Consider the following 17,970-nt stretch of genomic DNA (forward strand, 5'->3'; position numbering starts at 1 on the left):
GAAGGGATAGCGCACATGAACGCGATCGACAAGGCAGTTTCTTCTGACATCACGCTCGGCCACCTTCTCGACGTTCTCGCAGTCGCGCCGGATGCGCCACTGGTGTTCACCTATGACGGCAACCCCATTCGGCCGGGATACCATGTCACCGAAGTGAAGGCCGGGCAGTTCTCGGCGCTCGACTGCGGCGCCAATCCGGAAGCCTGGTCCGAGATCTTCGTCCAGCTCTGGGATATCGACGAGGATGGCCGGACACACATGCCAGCGGGCAAGTTCTCTGCGATCATCCGTAAAGTCTCCGATCATGTCCGGCTCGAGCCAAGTGCCAAGCTCACGTTCGAAGTCAGTGACGGCGTGCGGCCGATGGCTCTCTACTGCGCCGCCACGCCGCGCCTTGATGCCGGAACATACCTGGTGAACTTGCAGGCTAGGCCAGCGAGCTGCAAGCCACGGGATCGCTGGCTGGCTGAGGAGCAGGCAAAATCAGCCTGTTGTGGGCCATCCGATAGCGCTTCGAAGTGTTGCCCGTAGACCGCTGGTAGCACAGCCAGCCGGAATCAAGGACTTGATGGGATACGGGCTTACGTGGCCGGGCAGTGATCCGGCTAGGTCAACCGTCTCTGATCGACAGCAATCCATGTGGCACCCCATATCGGATCCGTGTTCAATCGTGATTTCAAGTAGATCATCAGGGAGCTGAAGCATGGAGATGGAAGTCGCGCCGCAGGACGATAGCTTCCTGATGTTCGAGACCGTTTTCCGCAAGCACGGTGACCTCCCTGAGGTGCTCAACTTTTCTGTTCAGTTGAAGAGATACCGTTTCGATTCAGAATCGGGGGGCAATGCTTGCCGAACTCAAGGGGTTCATAGCCCAGCCAGGCTACATTCCCGAACCGGATGACGGGTGGTACTTCGATGTTTTGACATGAGAAGTCAGCACGCAATGAACGCATTCCATGTCCTTGCCGACGAGCATGCCTTGCTGAAGAAGGCATTGGATACACCTGATCTCGATTATCTCGGGGCGGTAGCCCACCTCGAGCGTGTCTGGGTAAGCGAGCCGATGCGGGGGCGCGGTATCGCGCTCCGACTGTTGAGAGAAGCCAATCAGGTACTTGCTCGATACGGTCTTCTGATCGTGTTGAAGTCGCATCCCGACGGCTAAAAGGTTCCGAATGCTGCGTGCCTGAAACTTGCCTCGTACTATCAGAGCGATAAGCGGCTTGGACTGCGAGCGGTGTCGAAGAGGAAATTTCCAGGGTGGCTGGTCGCGATCTGGGACGAGCCGATCGTCAACACCGACGACCAGCTCTTCCTGCATGAAGACGACGAAACGGTCGAGCTTGATGCTTAGCCTACCGCTAGTAGCATACTCCTCGAACGCCGCCCGCCGCGCTTATGGATTCGCCCGTGATCCAGTACGAATCCTCGGATGCTAGGAATACGGCGACGGTTGCTATGTCCTCCGGCTCGCCGAAGCGGTCAAGCGATATCCCGGCGATCAGCTTTTCTCCGAGTTCGCCCGCGAAGTTGCCGTCCGTAGCTGGCGTGTTCGTGTGGCCAAGCAGGATGCAGTTGAGCCTCCATCGCCCGTAAGTTTGCGATCAGTTTTCATCTGGCTCCGTAGATGTCACTGACATCATCCAGGCCTTTACTGCCTCCATCGCGGCCGATTTCCGATGTTTCGGCCAGACTAGGTAAAAGTCCGAGGGGCCGCGAAGTTTGACCTTGTCGATCTGGACAAGGCGATCTCCCTGCAGATCGTTGGCCACGAAATGGCGGGTGGCAAGGACGATGCCCTGACCCGCGATCGCGGCATCGATGGCGTGGGATGTCTGATTGAAGCTGATGCGCCGGAATGCAGGCATCTCGATCTGACCAGACATCCCGAACTGCCGCTCGATGAATTCCGGCCAGAAATTGTGCGTGTCCTGCAGAAGTGCATATCCGGATAGCTCTGCGAGGGTTCTCGGCACGCCGCGATCCCGAAGGAGCATGGGGCTGCAGGCGGCGATGATCTCCTGCTCGAACAGCAATTCCGAAGCAAGTCCCGGCCCGAATGGCTGGTGCCCGTATCGCACGGCAAGATCGACGCCATCCACCTGGAAATTCGAGATGCGGTCGGTCGCTACGATATGGATGTCGAGGTCCGGATGTTTCGCCGTCAGATCCGGCAGGCGGGGGATCAGCCACTTCGATGCGAAGGTCGGTGTCGCGCTGATCGCGAGTCTTACGGGTTGAGGCTTCAGGTCGCCCGTGGCGCGTGCGATGATCTCAAACGCCCGGCTGATATCGGCGATGTAGGCGCGGCCTTCGTCTGTGAGGGCCAGGGTTCGGGGCATTCGCTCGAACAGTTGCAGGCCCAGTTCCGCTTCCAGCCCGCGCACCTGTTGCGCCACTGCGCCCTGGGTAACGCCGAGCTCTTCCGCCGCCAGCCGAAAGTTTAGGTGGCGTGCCGCAGCTTCGAAAGCCTTCAGGCCATTGAGAGAAGGTAGCCTTCCGAGTGCCCTGGTCATTCAGTAGATTTTCTATCGTCAAAATTCAGGAGAACTGATTGGCGTCTTCGATCTTCGCAATGATATCTCTCGTCTCAGTGGTAATCAATCAATGCATCGACGAGAAGGACGACCGCCATGACAATAGAAAAAGTCGCCATCATCACGGCTGGTGGCAGTGGAATGGGTGCCGAGGCCGCCAAGCGGCTTGCGGCTGACGGCTTCAAAGTGGCGATCCTGTCGTCTTCCGAAAAAGGCGAGGCTCTGGCAGCCGAACTCGGCGGTATTGGTGTGACGGGTTCCAACCAGTCGAATGACGACCTGAAGCGGCTTGTCGATGCCACGATGGAGAAATGGGGGCGGATCGACGCGCTGGTCAACAGTGCAGGCCATGGTCCGCGCGCTGCCATCACCGAGATCACCGACGAGCAGTGGCATACGGGCCTTGATGTCTACCTGATGAACGTCATCCGTGCGGTGCGGCTGGTCACGCCGATCATGCAGGCGCAGAAATCGGGTGTGATCGTCAATATCTCCACCGCCTGGGCCTTCGAGCCGACCCCGATGTTCCCGACCTCGGCCGTGTTCCGTGCCGGGCTTGCCTCCTATATCAAGATCTATGCCGACACCTATGCGGCCGACAATATTCGCATGAACAACGTGCTGCCCGGCTGGATCGACAGCCTGCCCGGTACCGAGGAACGTCGCGAAATGGTGCCGATGAAGCGCTACGGCACCAGCGCCGAGGTGGCCGCGACCATTTCCTTCCTTGTCTCGGAAGGGGCCGGTTACATCACCGGCCAAAACCTCAAGGTCGATGGCGGCCTGACACGGTCGGTCTGAGGACCTAACAGATACAGCGGTTTCCATGCAGGGACCGCTGTATCTCGCATTCAAAGGATAGCTGGATATGCCCGGATATTGGATCGTCAAAGGCGGCGATGTTGAGGACGTGGAGGCTCTTGCGGCATATAACGCGATCTTCTCGGTTATCGCCGTGCGATATGGGGTGGAGATTATCGCCGGCAGATCACGGGTCGAGACCGTCGAAGGGCGGCATTTCCCGCGGCAGTTCATCCTGAAGTTCGACAGCTACGAGACAGCAAGGGCTTGTTACGACGACCCGGAGTATCAGGAATCCCTCACGCTTGCGGCTCGGGCATATTCGCGGGAATTGTCCATTCTGGAAGGATAGAGTTCGGTCCACCGGCTTGACATCGTTTAATTCGATTATTTATAACCATCTGGTTGGAAATAATTGGTGAGACGATGGGCAGGAAACGAGTTATCGATCAGCAGGCGGTTCTTGATGCCGCGGAACGTGTCGTGGGGCGCGATGGCGCCGCCAATCTGACGATCGATGCGGTCGCCAGGGAGGCGGGTGTCAACAAGGCGAGCGTGCTCTACGACCATAAGTCGAAGCAGGCTCTGATCGAGGCCATCGTCGACCGCGCGTTCGAGCGCGACAATGCCCATCACACGGGAATAGAGCGGCAGATCGATGCCCCCGAAGATCGGGCCATCAGGGGGCGAATCCTTGCCGCATCCGCGCCGCTACCCGAAGAGTTCAAGGCGGTTGCGCTGAACCTCAGCGCCGCGCTTGCGCTCGATGCGGGATTGCGCGGTAAGATGCAGCAAAACCAGGCCCGGACAATCGCCCGCATCGAGGAAACCTCCCCATCACCACGCGGGGCGCTCCTGGCCTATCTGGCTCTCGAAGGGCTGAAGTTCCTCGAACATCTCGATTTCCATCATTTCGAGCGTGAAGACCGTGATCGGATCCTTCGCGAGATCAACTGGCTCGTCACAGTGCATCCGGAAGAGACCGATCTTCCTGTTGCCGGGACGAGCTGACACTCCCAATACCATCAGGTGAATGACATGACAGGCAGCACTGCCGCCCCTGCCGCGGCCACGGATAAACGCGCCCCGTTCCAGCGCATCTTCCTGACAGGAGGGAGCGGTTATGTCGGCCGCAACCTGATCAGCCATTTTGTCGCCCGCGGCGTCACGGTCACGGCACTGGCCCGCAGTGACGCGTCGGCGGAACGGGTTCTCGCACTCGGAGCGATCCCGTTCCGAGGCGATCTTTTCGATTCCGCCCTGGCCGCCGCAATGGCAGGCTGCGATGCTCTGGTCCACGCCGCGGCCGATACCGATCATGGTCCCGCGACCGAGGCGCAGCGCCGCATCAATGAGGACGGCGCGCGCGCCGTGCTTGATGCCGCGCGCGTTGCCGGCATCGCCAAGGTCATCCATCTCAGCACGGAATCGGTGCTGGCCACGGGCAGGCCGCTGGTCAATGTGGACGAGACCATGCCTTTGCCGCGAAATCCCGCAGGCGGATATTCGCGTACCAAGGCAGAGGCCGAGCGGATCGCGCTTGCCGCCAATGCTCCAGATCTCTCCGTCGTCGTCTTGCGCCCGCGCTTCGTCTGGGGGCGTGACGACACGACGGCACTGCCAATGCTCATGGACGCGGTCCGCTCTGGAAAGTTCGCCTGGATTTCCGGCGGAACCTATCTGACCTCAACGACCCATATCGCCAATCTCTGCCATGCCGTCGAATTGGCGCTTGGCAAGGGGCAGGGCGGTGAGGTGTATTTCATCTCGGATGGAGACCCGTTGCCGTTCCGCACCATGGTCTCGGCCCTCATCGAAACGCAGGGGTACGCGGTGCCGGAGAAGACCGTGCCACGTTTCGTCGTTCGTGCCGTTGCGGCAATCGGGGACCTGCTTGGGGCAATCTCCCGTGGCCGGATCGTGCCGCCGCTCACGCTTCAGACCTATGCGACCTCCGCCGTCGAAGTGTCGTTCGAGATCGGCAAGGCCCGGCGCGAATTGGGCTATGTACCCGTCATGTCAAGGGAAGAGGGGCTGGCCGAATTGCGAGCCCATCAGCACTGATAGTCTTCAAGGCGGGGCGCACCTTGCGGCTTTCCCGCCTTGATCCAGTCCACCTTGCCACGCAGGAAGGACAGGGCCGCATCCAGTGCGGCTTTTCGTTCTTCCAGGCGGGCGATCTGCAACTGTAAGACCTCGATCGTGCGTTCCGGCGAATGCTCGCCGGCACGATATTCCTCATTGAGTTCCAGGATCTCACTGAGCGAATAGCCCAGCGTCTGCTGCAGGCGGATCATGCGGGCGGCCGTCACGTCTTCCGTCCGGAACACCTGGTAGGGGTTCGATCCGCCCTTGGCACTGCGCTCGGGCTTCAGCAGACCTTTGGTGATGTAGAAGCGGATCGTATCGACCGGCAGATCCGCGGCTCTGGCAAATTCCGAAATGAGCATGATTTAACCTTTGACCATGGACTGTACTCCATACTTATAAGAGATGCTTGTCAAGATATGGAGAACCGGAATGACAAGCGAAATCATCACCATGCCGCAGGTGCAACTCGGACGGGGCGGCCCAATGGTCGGTGCCCAGGGACTGGGCTGCATGGGCATGAGCGAATTCTATGGCGAGATCGACGAGACCGAATCCCGGGCAACGCTGGAACGGGCATTGGAACTCGGTGTCACCATGTTCGACACTGCGGACATGTATGGGGTCGGCGCCAACGAGGAATTCCTCGCCCCCTTCCTCGCCGCTCATCGTGACGAGGTCATCATCGGCACCAAGTTCGGTTATGCGAGGTCGCCCGAAAATCCCAACGACTGGAGCCTCGACACTCGTCCCGAATTCATCCGGGCCGCAGTGGATCGCTCGCTGAAGCGGCTTGGGGTCGATGTCATCGACCTCTACTACATGCACCGCCGCGATGGCGTAACGCCTTTGGAGGAATCCGTCGGCGCGATGGCCGATCTGGTGACATCAGGCAAGGTGAAATGGCTCGGACTTTCAGCCGTCAGTGCCGAAGAACTGCGCACCGCCCATGCCATCCACCCGATCGCCGCCCTCCAGTCGGAATGGTCGATCTTCACTCGTGACATCGAGACGGAGATCGTTCCGGTCGCCGTGGAACTTGGGGTGACGATCGTGCCTTATTCGCCGCTCGGTCGCGGCATGCTGACGGGCCAGGCATTCGCCGGAGCCTTGACCGGTGACGATGCACGTCAGAATTTCCCGCGCTTTTCCCCGGAGAACCGCGAAGCCAACATGCGCCTTGTCGCCAAGATCGAGGAGATCGCATCCACCAAGGGTGTGACATCCGCCCAGCTTGCCCTCGCATGGCTTTACGCGCAGTCCAGCAGGTTGGGCGCAAAGACGGTTCCGATCCCCGGAACGCGCAAGCGCGCCCGTCTCGCTGAAAACGTCACGGCGGTCTCCATCAATCTTGGTGCTGACGAGATGAATATGCTGGAGCCGCTTGCGGCGGCCGTGCATGGGATTGCCGTTTAGAGAAGGGACGTTTCAATGCCATCCGCTTCGGAGTTCAACATGAAGCTGAAAATCCTTCTGCTGGTCATCCTGGCATCTTTCTGTCGGCCTGCCACACGACCCGCATGGGGCAGAGCATGGGGTTTCCCTCGCCAGAAGAGCGCCGGTTCTGATTCCGTATAGCCCCACCAAAAGCTCCGCCAGAATTCTTCGATCCTTGTTCTGGTGGGGCCTGCGGTACTACCTTCGCCTCAGATCTCGGCGACTTCGCACTCATTTGAGCTCTGACAACATGAAGTTATCGTCATGCTAGTTATCAGCGATGCCGAAGCAATCGTTCCCGCTTGCGTCGTTCTCCGACCGCGATACGTGTGGTCTTGGCTGGCTGGAATCCGGATTTTGCTAGAGCCTCGGCAAGCGTCGGCTTCTTATGTCGGAAGAGAGCGGCGATCCGCCTAATAAAGATGCCTATTTCATGACTTTCGGACGAGGTTGCGATGCGGACGGTCGCTATTCTGAGAAGCTGGCAATAAATGGCGCACCCGACAGGATTCGAACCTGTGACCTTTGGAATCGGAATTGGATGACCATTGTCTTAGCTATTTGATTTTATGTACCTGCCGTTAGGAGTGCGCTAGAGGCGCGCTGGTTGTCTGACTAATTTCGGTCGGATCATATGAGTATGGCCTAGTCGCGACATCCTTAAGAGGCGTCGTTGAATTTCGGTTTATCTTAATTCCCGTTTCATGTCCCCGACTTTACGGGATTATAAACTCTAGGCGTAATTTTCAGCTTTCCTCTGTGATGCGTCCACCTTGAGCTCCAAGTATTTCGCGCTTGCCGACATGGTTCGGTGCGCCGACGAGGCCTTCCTTTTCCATCCGCTCCACCAGCGATGCGGCGCGGTTATAGCCGATCGACAGGCGGCGCTGGATATAGGATGTAGAGCACTTCTTGTCGCGCTGGACGATCTTGACGGCGCGCTCGTAGAGCTCGTCGCCATTGTCTTCCGCGCCCATCGAAGTCTGGTCGAAGACGGCTGCATCTTCTTCTTCCTCGACGCCATCCTCTTCCTCGTCCTCGGTCACACTGCCGAGATAGGACGGCTGCCCTTGTGTCTTCAGATGCGCGACGACCTTCTCGACTTCGTAATCCGAGACGAATGGGCCGTGGACACGGGCGATACGCCCGCCACCCTTCATGTGCAGCATGTCGCCCTGACCGAGAAGGTGCTCGGCACCCTGCTCGCCCAGAATGGTACGGCTGTCGATCTTCGACGTCACCTGGAAGGAGATACGGGTCGGGAAGTTGGCCTTGATCGTGCCGGTGATGACGTCGACGGAGGGACGCTGGGTCGCCATGATCAGGTGGATGCCTGCGGCACGCGCCATCTGCGCCAACCGCTGGATCGCGCCTTCGATTTCCTTGCCGGCGACCATCATCAGGTCGGCCATTTCGTCGACGATAACGACGATATAAGGCAGCGCCGTCAGGTCCAGAGCCTGTTCCTCGAAGACCTGCTCGCCGGTCGAGCGGTCGAAGCCGACCGGCACGCTGATCATGATCGTCTCGCCCTTGTTGCGCGCTTCGGCAACGCGGGCATTGAAGCCGTCGATATTGCGGACGTTGAGGCGCGACATCTTGCGATAACGCTCTTCCATCTCGCGCACGGCCCATTTCAGCGCCAGAACGGCCTTCTTCGGGTCGGTAACGACCGGCGTCAGCAGATGCGGGATACCGTCATAGACGGAGAGTTCCAGCATCTTCGGGTCGACCATGATCAACCGGCATTCTTCCGGACGAAGATGGTAGAGCAGCGACAGGATCATCGTGTTGATGGCGACCGACTTGCCCGAACCGGTGGTGCCGGCAACGAGAAGGTGAGGCATCTTGGCGAGTTCGGCGATGACCGGTTCACCGCCGATCGTCTTGCCGAGGCAGAGCGGCAGACGGTAGTCGGTGCCGATATAGGAATTGCTCTCGACCAGTTCGCGCAGATAGACGGTCTCGCGCTCGACATTCGGCAATTCGATGCCGATGACGTTGCGGCCGGGGATGACGGCGACACGCGCCGACAGAGCCGACATCGAACGGGCGATATCGTCCGACAGGTTCATCACGCGAGACGACTTCACGCCCGGAGCCGGGGCAAATTCGTAGAGCGTCACCACCGGGCCGGGCCGAACGTCGATGATCTCGCCCTTGACGCCGAAATCCTCTAGAATGCTTTCCAAGAGCCCGGCGCTCTGTTCCAGCGCCTCTTGGCTCATCGTCTGCTCTTCGCGCGGTTCGGCAACCTGCAGGAGATCGATATCCGGGAAGGTATAGTCTTCGGCAAAGGTCAGCATCCGCGGCTTGCGCACGGCAACCGGCGCAGCGGGCTGGATGTCGACCGGCTCCGCCACCAGCACGGGCTGTTCAACAACGGCTTCGACCGGCGTGGCATAAGCGTCGGGCTCGATGAACGGCGCAGGTTGCGGCTCTGCGGTGAATAGAGCAGGCGCAACCTGCCTGATTGCGATCTGACGATAGAGATCGATCGCAGACGGCGCTTCGTGAACGACGGGAGCAATCACCGGTGCGGCAACCACAACGGTCGGCGCAGGTGTATGCACAGGGGCCGGCGGCACGAAACGGGTAACGGTCGGCTTCAGCGCCGCGGGAACCGGCTTCGGCGCAATCTGAGAGGCAGTCAATGCGCGCGGCGAGGCCTTCTGCTCGATATTTTCCGAAGCGCCGAGGCTCATCATCTCCCAGATCAGATGATCCGGGATGGACGTCACGCGGCGTGTCGGCACGCTCTGCGCCTGTGTGATTTCCGGCTCTGCCGGGGCAGGCATCGGAGCCGCAGCTACCGGCTGGCGATAGATCGGCTGCTCGACGACGCGCTGCATGGCCGCCTCGATCGGCTGCGAAACAGGAGCAGCAGGCGCGAATGCCTGGCCGATGCGGCGCTGGAGATTAGTCACTTGGGAACCTGTATTTGCATTAAGTGGAGCCTGAAGGCCCGCGGGCATGGAGATGGCAATCGGTAGCGGCGCTGGAATTACGCTCCCGGCATGACCGACCTCCTCGACGATAACGGCTTCATGCTTGGCAGGACCGCGGCCGGGCGTGCGGGTAAAGCGCACATTCGGCGCCAGGATGAAGGCGCGCTGCCAGGTCGGAAGCTTTTCCGGATCCAGCTCGACCGCCGGTATCGGCTCCGGCAGGGGAAGAGGCTGCTCAGCATCATTGGCAGCCACGAACTCCTGTTCGTCACTCCAATTGGCATCTTCGATTGGGGAAATGTCTTTGCGGGAAGGCGGAAAATGCATGTACGCGAAACCATCAAATAACGTGATCACACCGGTCTCTGTTAATAAAAAGAAAACCTTAACCAGACGTTGCCAAGCGCTGGCTCGGTGAATTGTGATCAACCTCTCGAACTTAATTTTGCCAGGTCATCTGGATGGGACCTCCCACAATTGACAAGCTTTTCCAGCGGTCATTTTCTGATGGACATACCTTATGGCATCCGAAGGCTTGCTGTCTGCTTCAGTCTGGATGTAGCTACCCTAGAAAAGAGGTGCAGAATGATTGAAGCGAATGATCTGATTCGAGAGTTTGAAAGCCTCATCGGCGCTGCGTTGGCGGTCCCGGATGAGTATCGTCTAACCCTTTCCAGCTTTTGTCTCGAAATGACCGCCCGCACGCCGCAACCTGCTCTCGTGCGCGAGGCGCATCTCGTCGCGTCTATTAACAAGAAGCTGAAGCTAAACGCAGCACCGATGAACCAGTTTTTGTCGGAATGTGCGAAATTCCGATGCTTCTTTAATGCCAGGCTTAAGGATCAGATTGCCGAAGCTTTTGACTACGGTGACGCTGATATCCTGCACGCCACCCTCAGAGGGATCGAATTACCCGAAGACTTTGTTGACGCTCATTTTCGTCCCTTGAGTAGAGACCAGACCCTGGCCGCGTTGCAGCGTGAACTGCGAGAGACGATCAACAAGCGCACCAAACTTCCGGACCCAGCTCTTACTCAGCCGCTTCTTTTGTCCCTTTTAGGGGGATTCGCTTACAATTATTTCGCCCGCCACGACGTCCATAACCTATTTGACCCGCTAGAAAATAGTTTGGACTACGAAGAAGAGTATTGGAAGCGTCTACATGTCCACGCCGAAAGCCTCTTCGAAAGGGATAATTCGCTCACGATCTTGCACGACACCATCTCTGCAACAAAGGCTGATTATGAGGAGTTGCTCGCCGATAACTTTACCCGAGTATCTAGAGCATACGATGACCTAAATAATCATGGATTTTTGATAATAATTCTTGAGGCATTGGATGAGGGGGCGAGGGATACCCAATGGAATCTATGTTCTGATCTCATCCTATTTGCAGAGAAGCATCGAAGTGTAGAGTTGCAGAAGGGCTATTTTCAGTACCGAAAAATCGCTGAAGTCACCTCATCTTACATCGGGGGTATAAAGCAGGATGAAGCTCGCTTCGAGCGAGCTAACGAAGGTTTCACGTATCGCGATACATTGGTGACATTTCCCGATGATGGTGAATGTGGGAGACCCACACTTGTCCTAATTTTTCAGAAGAATGAGCGTGACGAAACAGTTCTTCCGTGTCCCGCATGTCGGTCGCACCGAGTGAATGGTAATTCCTACTCGTCTTTTGGAGTTAAGAGCTGGGAGTGCCAAAACTGGATTTGCCCGGATCGGAGCATGTCGAATAGAGGGAAGCGGTTCTCATTTTTGTCATTGCTTATGAATAAGGCAATATCTCCAGAAAACGAAATTCCTGTCTCGCTCGTAAGGCGTTGGTCGCGCGACGTTATCTATTGCGCGAACGTGGCTGAGATTATCGAAATGGCGGTATCGTTTTACTCCCTCCGCTCTGACAGCATTACCGTCGCGGAGACACTCAACATCTGCCCCAACTACATGGGAAGAAATATCGTTGCATATTCGCCACCTCAACCAGAGAGGGAAATTGTAGCGCGCTTCAATGCAGACCCATTCTTTTCCCGTTTTCTAATCAATAAAAACATCGTTGCGTCGACAAGCCAGAGCCCCAACCTCGGCGATGCAAGGCACAAAGTATTCTGCGGCGACTCCTTTGATGTCCTCAGCCATTTCGAAGAATTCACTATAGATGGGGCCGTCACCTCCCCTCCATACTACAATGCTCGAGAATATAGCCAGTGGGACAATATTTATTGCTACATGTATGACATGTACAATAATGCATGTGCGGTTTTCCGATCCCTCAAGAAAGGAGGTTTTTACCTATACAATATATTTGATTACTTCGATAACGAAAATTCAATTGCGTTGTCTGCTATGGGAAAAAAGCGGCTTATACTTAGCTCGCTGACCGTCGCTGCATTCCGAAAAGCGGGCTTCACTCTTCAAGGAAATATCGTCTGGGATAAAGGGGAAATCGAAGGCAAGCGTGGCTTCAATGGCGGAAATTATTCGCCTTACTATCAGGCTCCATTCAATTGCTGGGAGCATATCCTGATATTTCGAAAGCCAGGGCCTGGTAATGTAGTCCGATTTCCGTCAATTATTCGCCAGCAACCGGTCATGAAGTTTAGGAATGGGGTGAACACCCACGGACATACTGCGCCCTTCCCAGAAGCGATCCCGGATATACTGATCTCGAACATACCCAAAGGTGGTGTGGTTTTGGATCCCTATGCTGGAAGCCTGACCACAGGACGTGCAGCCGAAGCAGCGGGACGCATCGGTGTTTCGATCGAACGAAGCTATGAGTACTGTAAGTTGGGCATAGCCATGAGAAGTGGCATCATCGTTCCTTCGGCAGCAAATTCTTAGTCCAGCTCATCGTCCTCACGCGGTGTGAGAAGGCCGCCCTCCTCAATGGCTTCTTCAACGGCTTCTCGATCAATTTCGTATAGGCCATCACGCGAGAGCCATATCGCCAATGCCCAAGCTTCCTGCATTCGTATCTCTGACATCGTTAGTCCATGAGAGCGGCATAGCTTGATAAACGCCTTGAGAGTTTTAGGACGGAATTCGAGTAGAACGTAAACTAGAACGGAAGCTGCTGGCGCGAAAGATAGCCCGCCAAGGCGATGAGAGCCGCGCTTGATTACATTCTCTCGTTTTGTGAGAAGCTGAAAATTCTCAAGGGTATCGGCATCCTTTACGTCGCGCCCCGCCTTGATAAATTGTTCTTTTGCTTCTTTATGATCGGCCTCAAGAAACATGCGCTTACCCGAAACAGCACATGTGCCTGGCTGACTGTACAGCCATTGCCAAACTTCTTTCATCGTTTTGCCGCGCGGATAATTATGTTTTACCGCGCTAGCCACCTGTGTTCCGACTTGCGGTGGGTTGAGCTCTCCGCAGACTGCGACTGCAACATCCTCCCAACAGATGAGTCCATTGTCGACCATCTGCATTATGAAACTTTTCCAGTCTTCGTCGCTCTTGTCAGGAACCTCAAAATTGACTTTGACGCTGGCAAGAATCGCGGCCAACAAAAGGTGTTTTCCGGGGCCGTAGCCAATCAAGTTGTAAATGTCCGGAAAAAACGCTCCCTCGAGATCACTTAGCTTTAAATAACCTTTGGCTTCGAGGGTAGCAGCAGTTCTTCCTGAAACGTTCGGAAGAGTTTCGAGGTCACGCTGGCGATCTAAAATGAAGGTGGCACCTGATTTTATGCCGGCATTATAAAGGACGAAAGTTTCCTTTGTTGAAGAAGTGCAGTCTTCTATGCGGGCGAAATCGACCTCGTCCATATCTCCGAGTTTTTCAAAGCCTGCCGCGGAGAGCTTTTCAACTGTTTCTGGCGATATCAGATCAATGGACGTGAAGTAGGAAAATTTGGTTACCTTTGACATCGCGCTCTCCGTTTTTTGGGAGGCGTATCATGATGATCAATCACAGACAATCTGATTGCCTTTTGAGAATAACTGCTTACGACGTGTCAATCCAAAGTCGGAGAATCGTGAGGCAATGGCTAAAAGCTGCAAGGTCGCAATCCAGATGGACCACATTTCCGGCATCAACATTGCCGGTGATTCCACCTTCGCAATGACCCTGGAGGCCCAGTCCCGCGGTTACGAGCTGTATCACTACACACCGGACCGCCTGAGCATGCGCGACGGCAAGATCTATGCAGCCGTCGAACCGCTCGTGGTTCGCGACATCAAGGGTGATCATTTCACCCTCGGCGAAAAGATCCGCATGGATCTCTCCGAAATGGATGTGGTCTTGCTCCGCCAGGACCCGCCCTTCGATATGGGCTACATCACCTCGACCCATCTGCTTGAGCGCATTCACCCCAAGACGCTGGTCGTCAACGATCCGGCATGGGTGCGCAACTCGCCGGAAAAGATCTTCGTCACCGAGTTTGCCGATCTGATGCCGGCAACGCTGATCTCGCGTGACGTCAACGAGATCGCCGCCTTCCGTCAGGAAATGGGCGATATCATCCTGAAGCCGCTTTACGGCAACGGCGGCGCCGGCGTGTTCCACTCCACCCGCGATGACCGCAACTTCACTTCGCTTCTGGAAATGTTCGGCCAGATGTATCGCGGCGAACCCTATATCGCCCAGGCCTACCTGCCGGCCGTGCGCAAGGGCGACAAGCGCATCCTTCTCGTCAATGGTGAGCCGGTGGGTGCGATCAATCGCGTACCGGCGGAGACCGACAGCCGTTCCAACATGCATGTCGGTGGCCGTGCCGAACCGACTGAACTGACCACGCGCGAAAAGGAAATCTGCGCCCGTATCGGACCCGCACTGCGCGAACGCGGCTTCATCTTTGTCGGCATCGATGTCATCGGCGATTACATGACCGAGATCAACGTCACCTCTCCGACCGGCATCCGCGAGGTCAAGAAATTCGGCGGCGCCGATGTCGCAAGTCTGATGTGGGATGCGATCGAACTCAAACGTCGCGCCCAATAATGGGCTTGACATGCTTTCGCAGCGACCCTGGCGACGAAGGCAACACTAAATTAACCCTGCGATCGATTGGTTTGGAGCGTTTACCACCTGCAAAGTGGATTGTGGTCAGTTGGCTTAAAGCAGGACTAGGGAATAAAAAGCCATGGCAAAAATTTTGATCACGGAAGACGAAGATTCACTGCGCTCTTTTGTGGCCCGTGCTCTGCGGATGGATGGCCATGAGACGTGTGAGGCGGCAGATGGCCTAGAGGGGCTCGAGCGCCTAAATGGTTCTTCATTCGATCTTCTACTTTCTGACATTCGAATGCCGGGTATGGATGGTATAGAGTTGGCTCATCAGGCCGCCCAAAAGTTTCCGGATTTGCGCATTTTGCTGATGACCGGTTACGCGGAACAGCGGGAGCGTGCCGACGACCTCATGAAAAAGATCGTGGATGTGGTCGACAAACCCTTCGCACTTTCAGATATCCGCAGAGCGGTAGCCGAAGCATTATCATCTAGTCCCGATTACTCGTCGGCGCCTGTTTTGAAGAATGTTCATCTCAGCTGCTGAGCGTAACGGTGGGACCGGCGTCAATTCGGTAAACTCCCGGGCTAGAACGGCCAGGCATCTCAGTTAGGCTAGTTGCTGGATGGTTGCCTAGCCTTCTCCCGAAAGACGCCCTGCGGCTGACAGTTGTCAAATTTGTTTATCACCGAGAGCGGCAGTTCCGCAGCAAGACGTTCATCGGATTTGACACAACGCCCTCGTTGTGTCCTGCGACTGGTAAACCTGACAAAATACACTGTCTTTGAAGTTACGGAGTGTGATCCCTCTTAGGCCTGAGGTGTGCTGAATTTTTGAAGCATGCCACAGATAGGGTTGGAAGCCGTAAGGGTTCTAGCCGGACGGTGGAAAAGCGAGCTAAAGGCCGGGGCTTAAGCGCGGCCGCACCGGTCGTTACAATTGCCAAGATCACCCGGAGTTTAGACAATTTCTTTGGGTGGGGACGCTCAGTGCGTTTGTTGCGAAGTTGCGATTCAACCGGTTTCGCCAGTTACATCGGCGTCATGGGCTGCGGAGCGTTTCTGAGCAGGCGGTGGTGTATACCCTTGATGCTGCGGTTCAGCAAAACTGCCTTCACCGACCCTTCTTTCCTGAAAGGTAGAGTTGAAGATGGAGGCGACAATTTCTGAATTCCTGGCTTCAGTGCCATCTTCTAGCCATGGGTAAACGAGGGGCAACAATCCATCGACATGCACCTCGGTTCCCACGCAATCAACAATGACATACCAGCGCTCCCGGCACTGATCATATTTGTGTTTTCGGCCAATCATCTCTGCCGATGTGCGCGTAGCCTCACTGAAGTCTGATGTCACAGCGTAGGTAATACCGCCTGTTCCAGTGAGTATGGAGAATGCCTTGATAGCTTTGCGCGTGCGTCGCACCTCGTTTCGGACACTCAGAATGGTTTTGGACAAGTCTTCCAGGGCCGTTTGCGAGAAATCGTAGAGGTCCACCACTATTGAGGAAAGTCGCGGATCCGAATGCTTCAAAAATTGTAGCAGCTCTGAGATCACCGGTATCGAAAGCCGTTCCAAGACACCTGCCGGTCGAGCCACGGAAATACCGAAGTCGGCTGCCAACATGAAGTCATCAACAACGGTAGCAAAGTCGCGGTCCAGGGTCATGCCATCTACATCTGGAGGAAGCGCTAGCTTGGCTTTGATGTGATAGCCAAGATAATTGTACTCGCTATCGGACATCACCGTCTCAAAAACTTGAGCTCTACATTGCAGATAGAAAAGCAAGTCGATCGGTGCTGGCAGCATACGAGCCACGCAATCGAGCACACCGATATCCCATATGACGGGCGCACCACCTGGGCTTCGCTTAAGCAGACTGTGCGAAAGCAGCGTTGATGATGGAAATGGATCACTTAGTATCACAACGGGAAATGTGCGCGGCAGATGGGGTAGGTCCACATCTTTGCCGTCGGGGCTGATACAGCGCGCGCCGCTTTGAATGAGATTCCCGCAACTCAATGCCTGTTCATAGGGGTCCTGTATTGCTCCCTTGAAATCTGCGTTCAGAGCATCCAGATCACCGGCACGAGCTTTCATCGTCACGCGCTTGGATTTTGCTTGCACGATGAGAACAAATTCGCCGTAGACTACGAGCACATCGATCTCACCAGCACGGTCTTTTGATCCGTGATAGAGGATCACGTTTTCAAATACATGATCCGCACCGAAGACTGACCGGAGAATTTGGGCCGTTGTCTGTTCAAGGAAAGCACCGCGGTGGGCTGCAAGTGTATTCAGATAAGCCTTGTCGAGCCCCATCCAATAGAATGGACTTTCATAAAGGCTCTCGACTAATCTAAATTGGTTAGCGACGTAGAGGTGTTGGCCCATGTCGATGAGAGGCGAGATCGCAACAGCGTTCACCGCGAACGGATCGGTGAAGCCTTCATTCGCACCAGTGATGGGTGTCGCAAATTTGCCGATATAGGCATCAACCTTCGAGCCAAAGCGTTTGCGCAGATCAGCCTTGTCTATCAGTAGACTATTTGTCAAATCGCCATTTCCGAAAGTTTGACCTTCTTCACGGAGGTGCCCGATCGCCGACATCTGAGCGTTAATGCGATTTAATATGAAGGTTGTGATGTCGATAATCGGCCGGATGGATACGCCCGCGTTTTGCAGTAGCCATGTGGCATCATTCCGGTATCTAACGCGCGTGAACTTCAGCAATTGGTGCATGTAAAAATTCTCAGCACCATAATAGATAGCCTCCCGCGCGAGCGGAGCAACGTGGTCATGCCCATCCGCGAATGTTCGTGTATTCGAATCAAAGGCAGGTATCGCATCAACCAAAATGCGGTCGTGCAGTTCTCGGAGCAAAGTGTCCGCCCTCTCTACAAAATCACCATCAAAAACGACTGTAGAATAGGTGTGATGACTTGGCGACTGCACCATAAGCCCCACGAGTAACATCAGTTCATTTTTATTTAGACGCGACGTAGACCAACGATACTCGAGATCATTGGTAACTCTACCGTCTCTCTGGTCGTAAGTTATCACCCAATCGCGGTAAACGAGGCCGGAAATCTCATGGAGAGCGCCTTCACTTTGGGCGAGATCCTTCAAATCTGCGAATACTGCGGTGAATGACCTTGGCTCTGGGCGTTGCGGATCATCGCTCATGTTTTCCCCCACCATTGACAGAG

15 protein-coding genes and 1 pseudogene are annotated in these 17,970 nt (G+C 55.9%); 10 read left to right on the forward strand and 6 right to left on the reverse strand.

All coding sequences use genetic code 11. The annotated features are described in order from the left end of the window. Positions 1 to 15: 15 nt before the first annotated feature. Together GGE33_RS03475 and GGE33_RS03480 are read left to right on the forward strand one after the other, a co-directional pair. The gene (locus GGE33_RS03475) at positions 16 to 531 is read left to right on the forward strand and encodes a DUF6428 family protein (protein ID WP_183821247.1); all 516 of its coding nucleotides are present in this window, start codon (positions 16 to 18) and stop codon (positions 529 to 531) included. A gap of 412 nt (positions 532 to 943) precedes the next feature. Then, positions 944 to 1,165, forward strand: coding sequence for a GNAT family N-acetyltransferase (locus GGE33_RS03480; protein ID WP_183821248.1), 222 nt, complete (start codon positions 944 to 946; stop codon positions 1,163 to 1,165). Positions 1,166 to 1,361: 196 nt separating this feature from the next. On the opposite strand, the pseudogene GGE33_RS03485 reads toward GGE33_RS03480, so the two are convergent. After that, positions 1,362 to 1,574 (reverse strand): annotated as a pseudogene (locus GGE33_RS03485) (SDR family oxidoreductase); the annotation flags it as partial. Between the two features lie 30 nt (positions 1,575 to 1,604). Continuing rightward, positions 1,605 to 2,516, reverse strand: a complete 912-nt coding sequence (locus GGE33_RS03490; RefSeq protein WP_183821249.1) for a LysR substrate-binding domain-containing protein — start codon at positions 2,514 to 2,516, stop codon at positions 1,605 to 1,607. A gap of 117 nt (positions 2,517 to 2,633) precedes the next feature. On the opposite strand from GGE33_RS03490, the gene GGE33_RS03495 reads away from it, so the two are divergent. The 4 genes from GGE33_RS03495 to GGE33_RS03510 all read left to right on the forward strand — a co-directional run bounded on the left by GGE33_RS03495 (position 2,634) and on the right by GGE33_RS03510 (position 5,402). Further along, positions 2,634 to 3,338 (forward strand): SDR family oxidoreductase, encoded by a 705-nt coding sequence (locus GGE33_RS03495; protein WP_183821250.1) that lies wholly within the window; start codon positions 2,634 to 2,636, stop codon positions 3,336 to 3,338. Positions 3,339 to 3,405: 67 nt separating this feature from the next. After that, complete coding sequence (locus GGE33_RS03500; RefSeq protein WP_183821251.1) at positions 3,406 to 3,690, forward strand: DUF1330 domain-containing protein; 285 nt, start codon at positions 3,406 to 3,408, stop codon at positions 3,688 to 3,690. Positions 3,691 to 3,764: 74 nt separating this feature from the next. Then, positions 3,765 to 4,349: a TetR/AcrR family transcriptional regulator gene (locus GGE33_RS03505; RefSeq protein WP_183821252.1), complete on the forward strand. Its 585-nt coding sequence runs from the start codon at positions 3,765 to 3,767 to the stop codon at positions 4,347 to 4,349. Between the two features lie 27 nt (positions 4,350 to 4,376). Further along, the gene (locus GGE33_RS03510; protein ID WP_183821253.1) at positions 4,377 to 5,402 is read left to right on the forward strand and encodes an NAD-dependent epimerase/dehydratase family protein; all 1,026 of its coding nucleotides are present in this window, start codon (positions 4,377 to 4,379) and stop codon (positions 5,400 to 5,402) included. Here GGE33_RS03510 and GGE33_RS03515 read toward each other — a convergent pair. Beyond that, complete coding sequence (locus tag GGE33_RS03515) at positions 5,393 to 5,788, reverse strand: MerR family transcriptional regulator (protein WP_183821254.1); 396 nt, start codon at positions 5,786 to 5,788, stop codon at positions 5,393 to 5,395. The genes GGE33_RS03510 and GGE33_RS03515 overlap by 10 nt on opposite strands. A 70-nt stretch (positions 5,789 to 5,858) precedes the next feature. Between GGE33_RS03515 and GGE33_RS03520 the strand changes: the two genes are divergently transcribed. After that, a complete protein-coding gene (locus tag GGE33_RS03520; RefSeq protein ID WP_183821255.1) occupies positions 5,859 to 6,842 on the forward strand; it encodes an aldo/keto reductase in 984 nt (327 codons plus the stop codon). Between the two features lie 767 nt (positions 6,843 to 7,609). Here GGE33_RS03520 and GGE33_RS03525 read toward each other — a convergent pair. Then, positions 7,610 to 10,066 carry a DNA translocase FtsK gene (locus tag GGE33_RS03525; RefSeq protein WP_425486655.1) on the reverse strand — a complete coding sequence of 819 codons (2,457 nt, stop codon included), beginning with the start codon at positions 10,064 to 10,066 and terminating at the stop codon, positions 7,610 to 7,612. A 330-nt stretch (positions 10,067 to 10,396) separates the two neighbouring features. Between GGE33_RS03525 and GGE33_RS03530 the strand changes: the two genes are divergently transcribed. Then, entirely contained in the window at positions 10,397 to 12,655 is a 2,259-nt protein-coding gene (locus tag GGE33_RS03530) for a DNA-methyltransferase (RefSeq protein WP_183821256.1), read from the forward strand. Here GGE33_RS03530 and GGE33_RS03535 read toward each other — a convergent pair. Continuing rightward, complete coding sequence (locus GGE33_RS03535) at positions 12,652 to 13,686, reverse strand: hypothetical protein (protein ID WP_183821257.1); 1,035 nt, start codon at positions 13,684 to 13,686, stop codon at positions 12,652 to 12,654. The genes GGE33_RS03530 and GGE33_RS03535 overlap by 4 nt on opposite strands. 115 nt (positions 13,687 to 13,801) lie before the next feature. On the opposite strand from GGE33_RS03535, the gene gshB reads away from it, so the two are divergent. Both gshB and GGE33_RS03545 read left to right on the forward strand, forming a co-directional pair. Beyond that, the gene (gene gshB / locus GGE33_RS03540; RefSeq protein ID WP_183821258.1) at positions 13,802 to 14,758 is read left to right on the forward strand and encodes a glutathione synthase; all 957 of its coding nucleotides are present in this window, start codon (positions 13,802 to 13,804) and stop codon (positions 14,756 to 14,758) included. Positions 14,759 to 14,900: 142 nt separating this feature from the next. Beyond that, positions 14,901 to 15,311 carry a response regulator gene (locus GGE33_RS03545; protein WP_183821259.1) on the forward strand — a complete coding sequence of 137 codons (411 nt, stop codon included), beginning with the start codon at positions 14,901 to 14,903 and terminating at the stop codon, positions 15,309 to 15,311. 467 nt (positions 15,312 to 15,778) lie between these two features. Here the strand turns inward: GGE33_RS03545 and GGE33_RS03550 are convergent, their stop codons facing one another. Next, a complete protein-coding gene (locus tag GGE33_RS03550) occupies positions 15,779 to 17,947 on the reverse strand; it encodes a nuclease-related domain-containing protein (protein WP_210303563.1) in 2,169 nt (722 codons plus the stop codon). Positions 17,948 to 17,970: the final 23 nt, after the last annotated feature.

This window comes from Aliirhizobium cellulosilyticum, from assembly GCF_014198105.1.
GTDB lineage: Bacteria > Pseudomonadota > Alphaproteobacteria > Rhizobiales > Rhizobiaceae > Neorhizobium > Neorhizobium cellulosilyticum.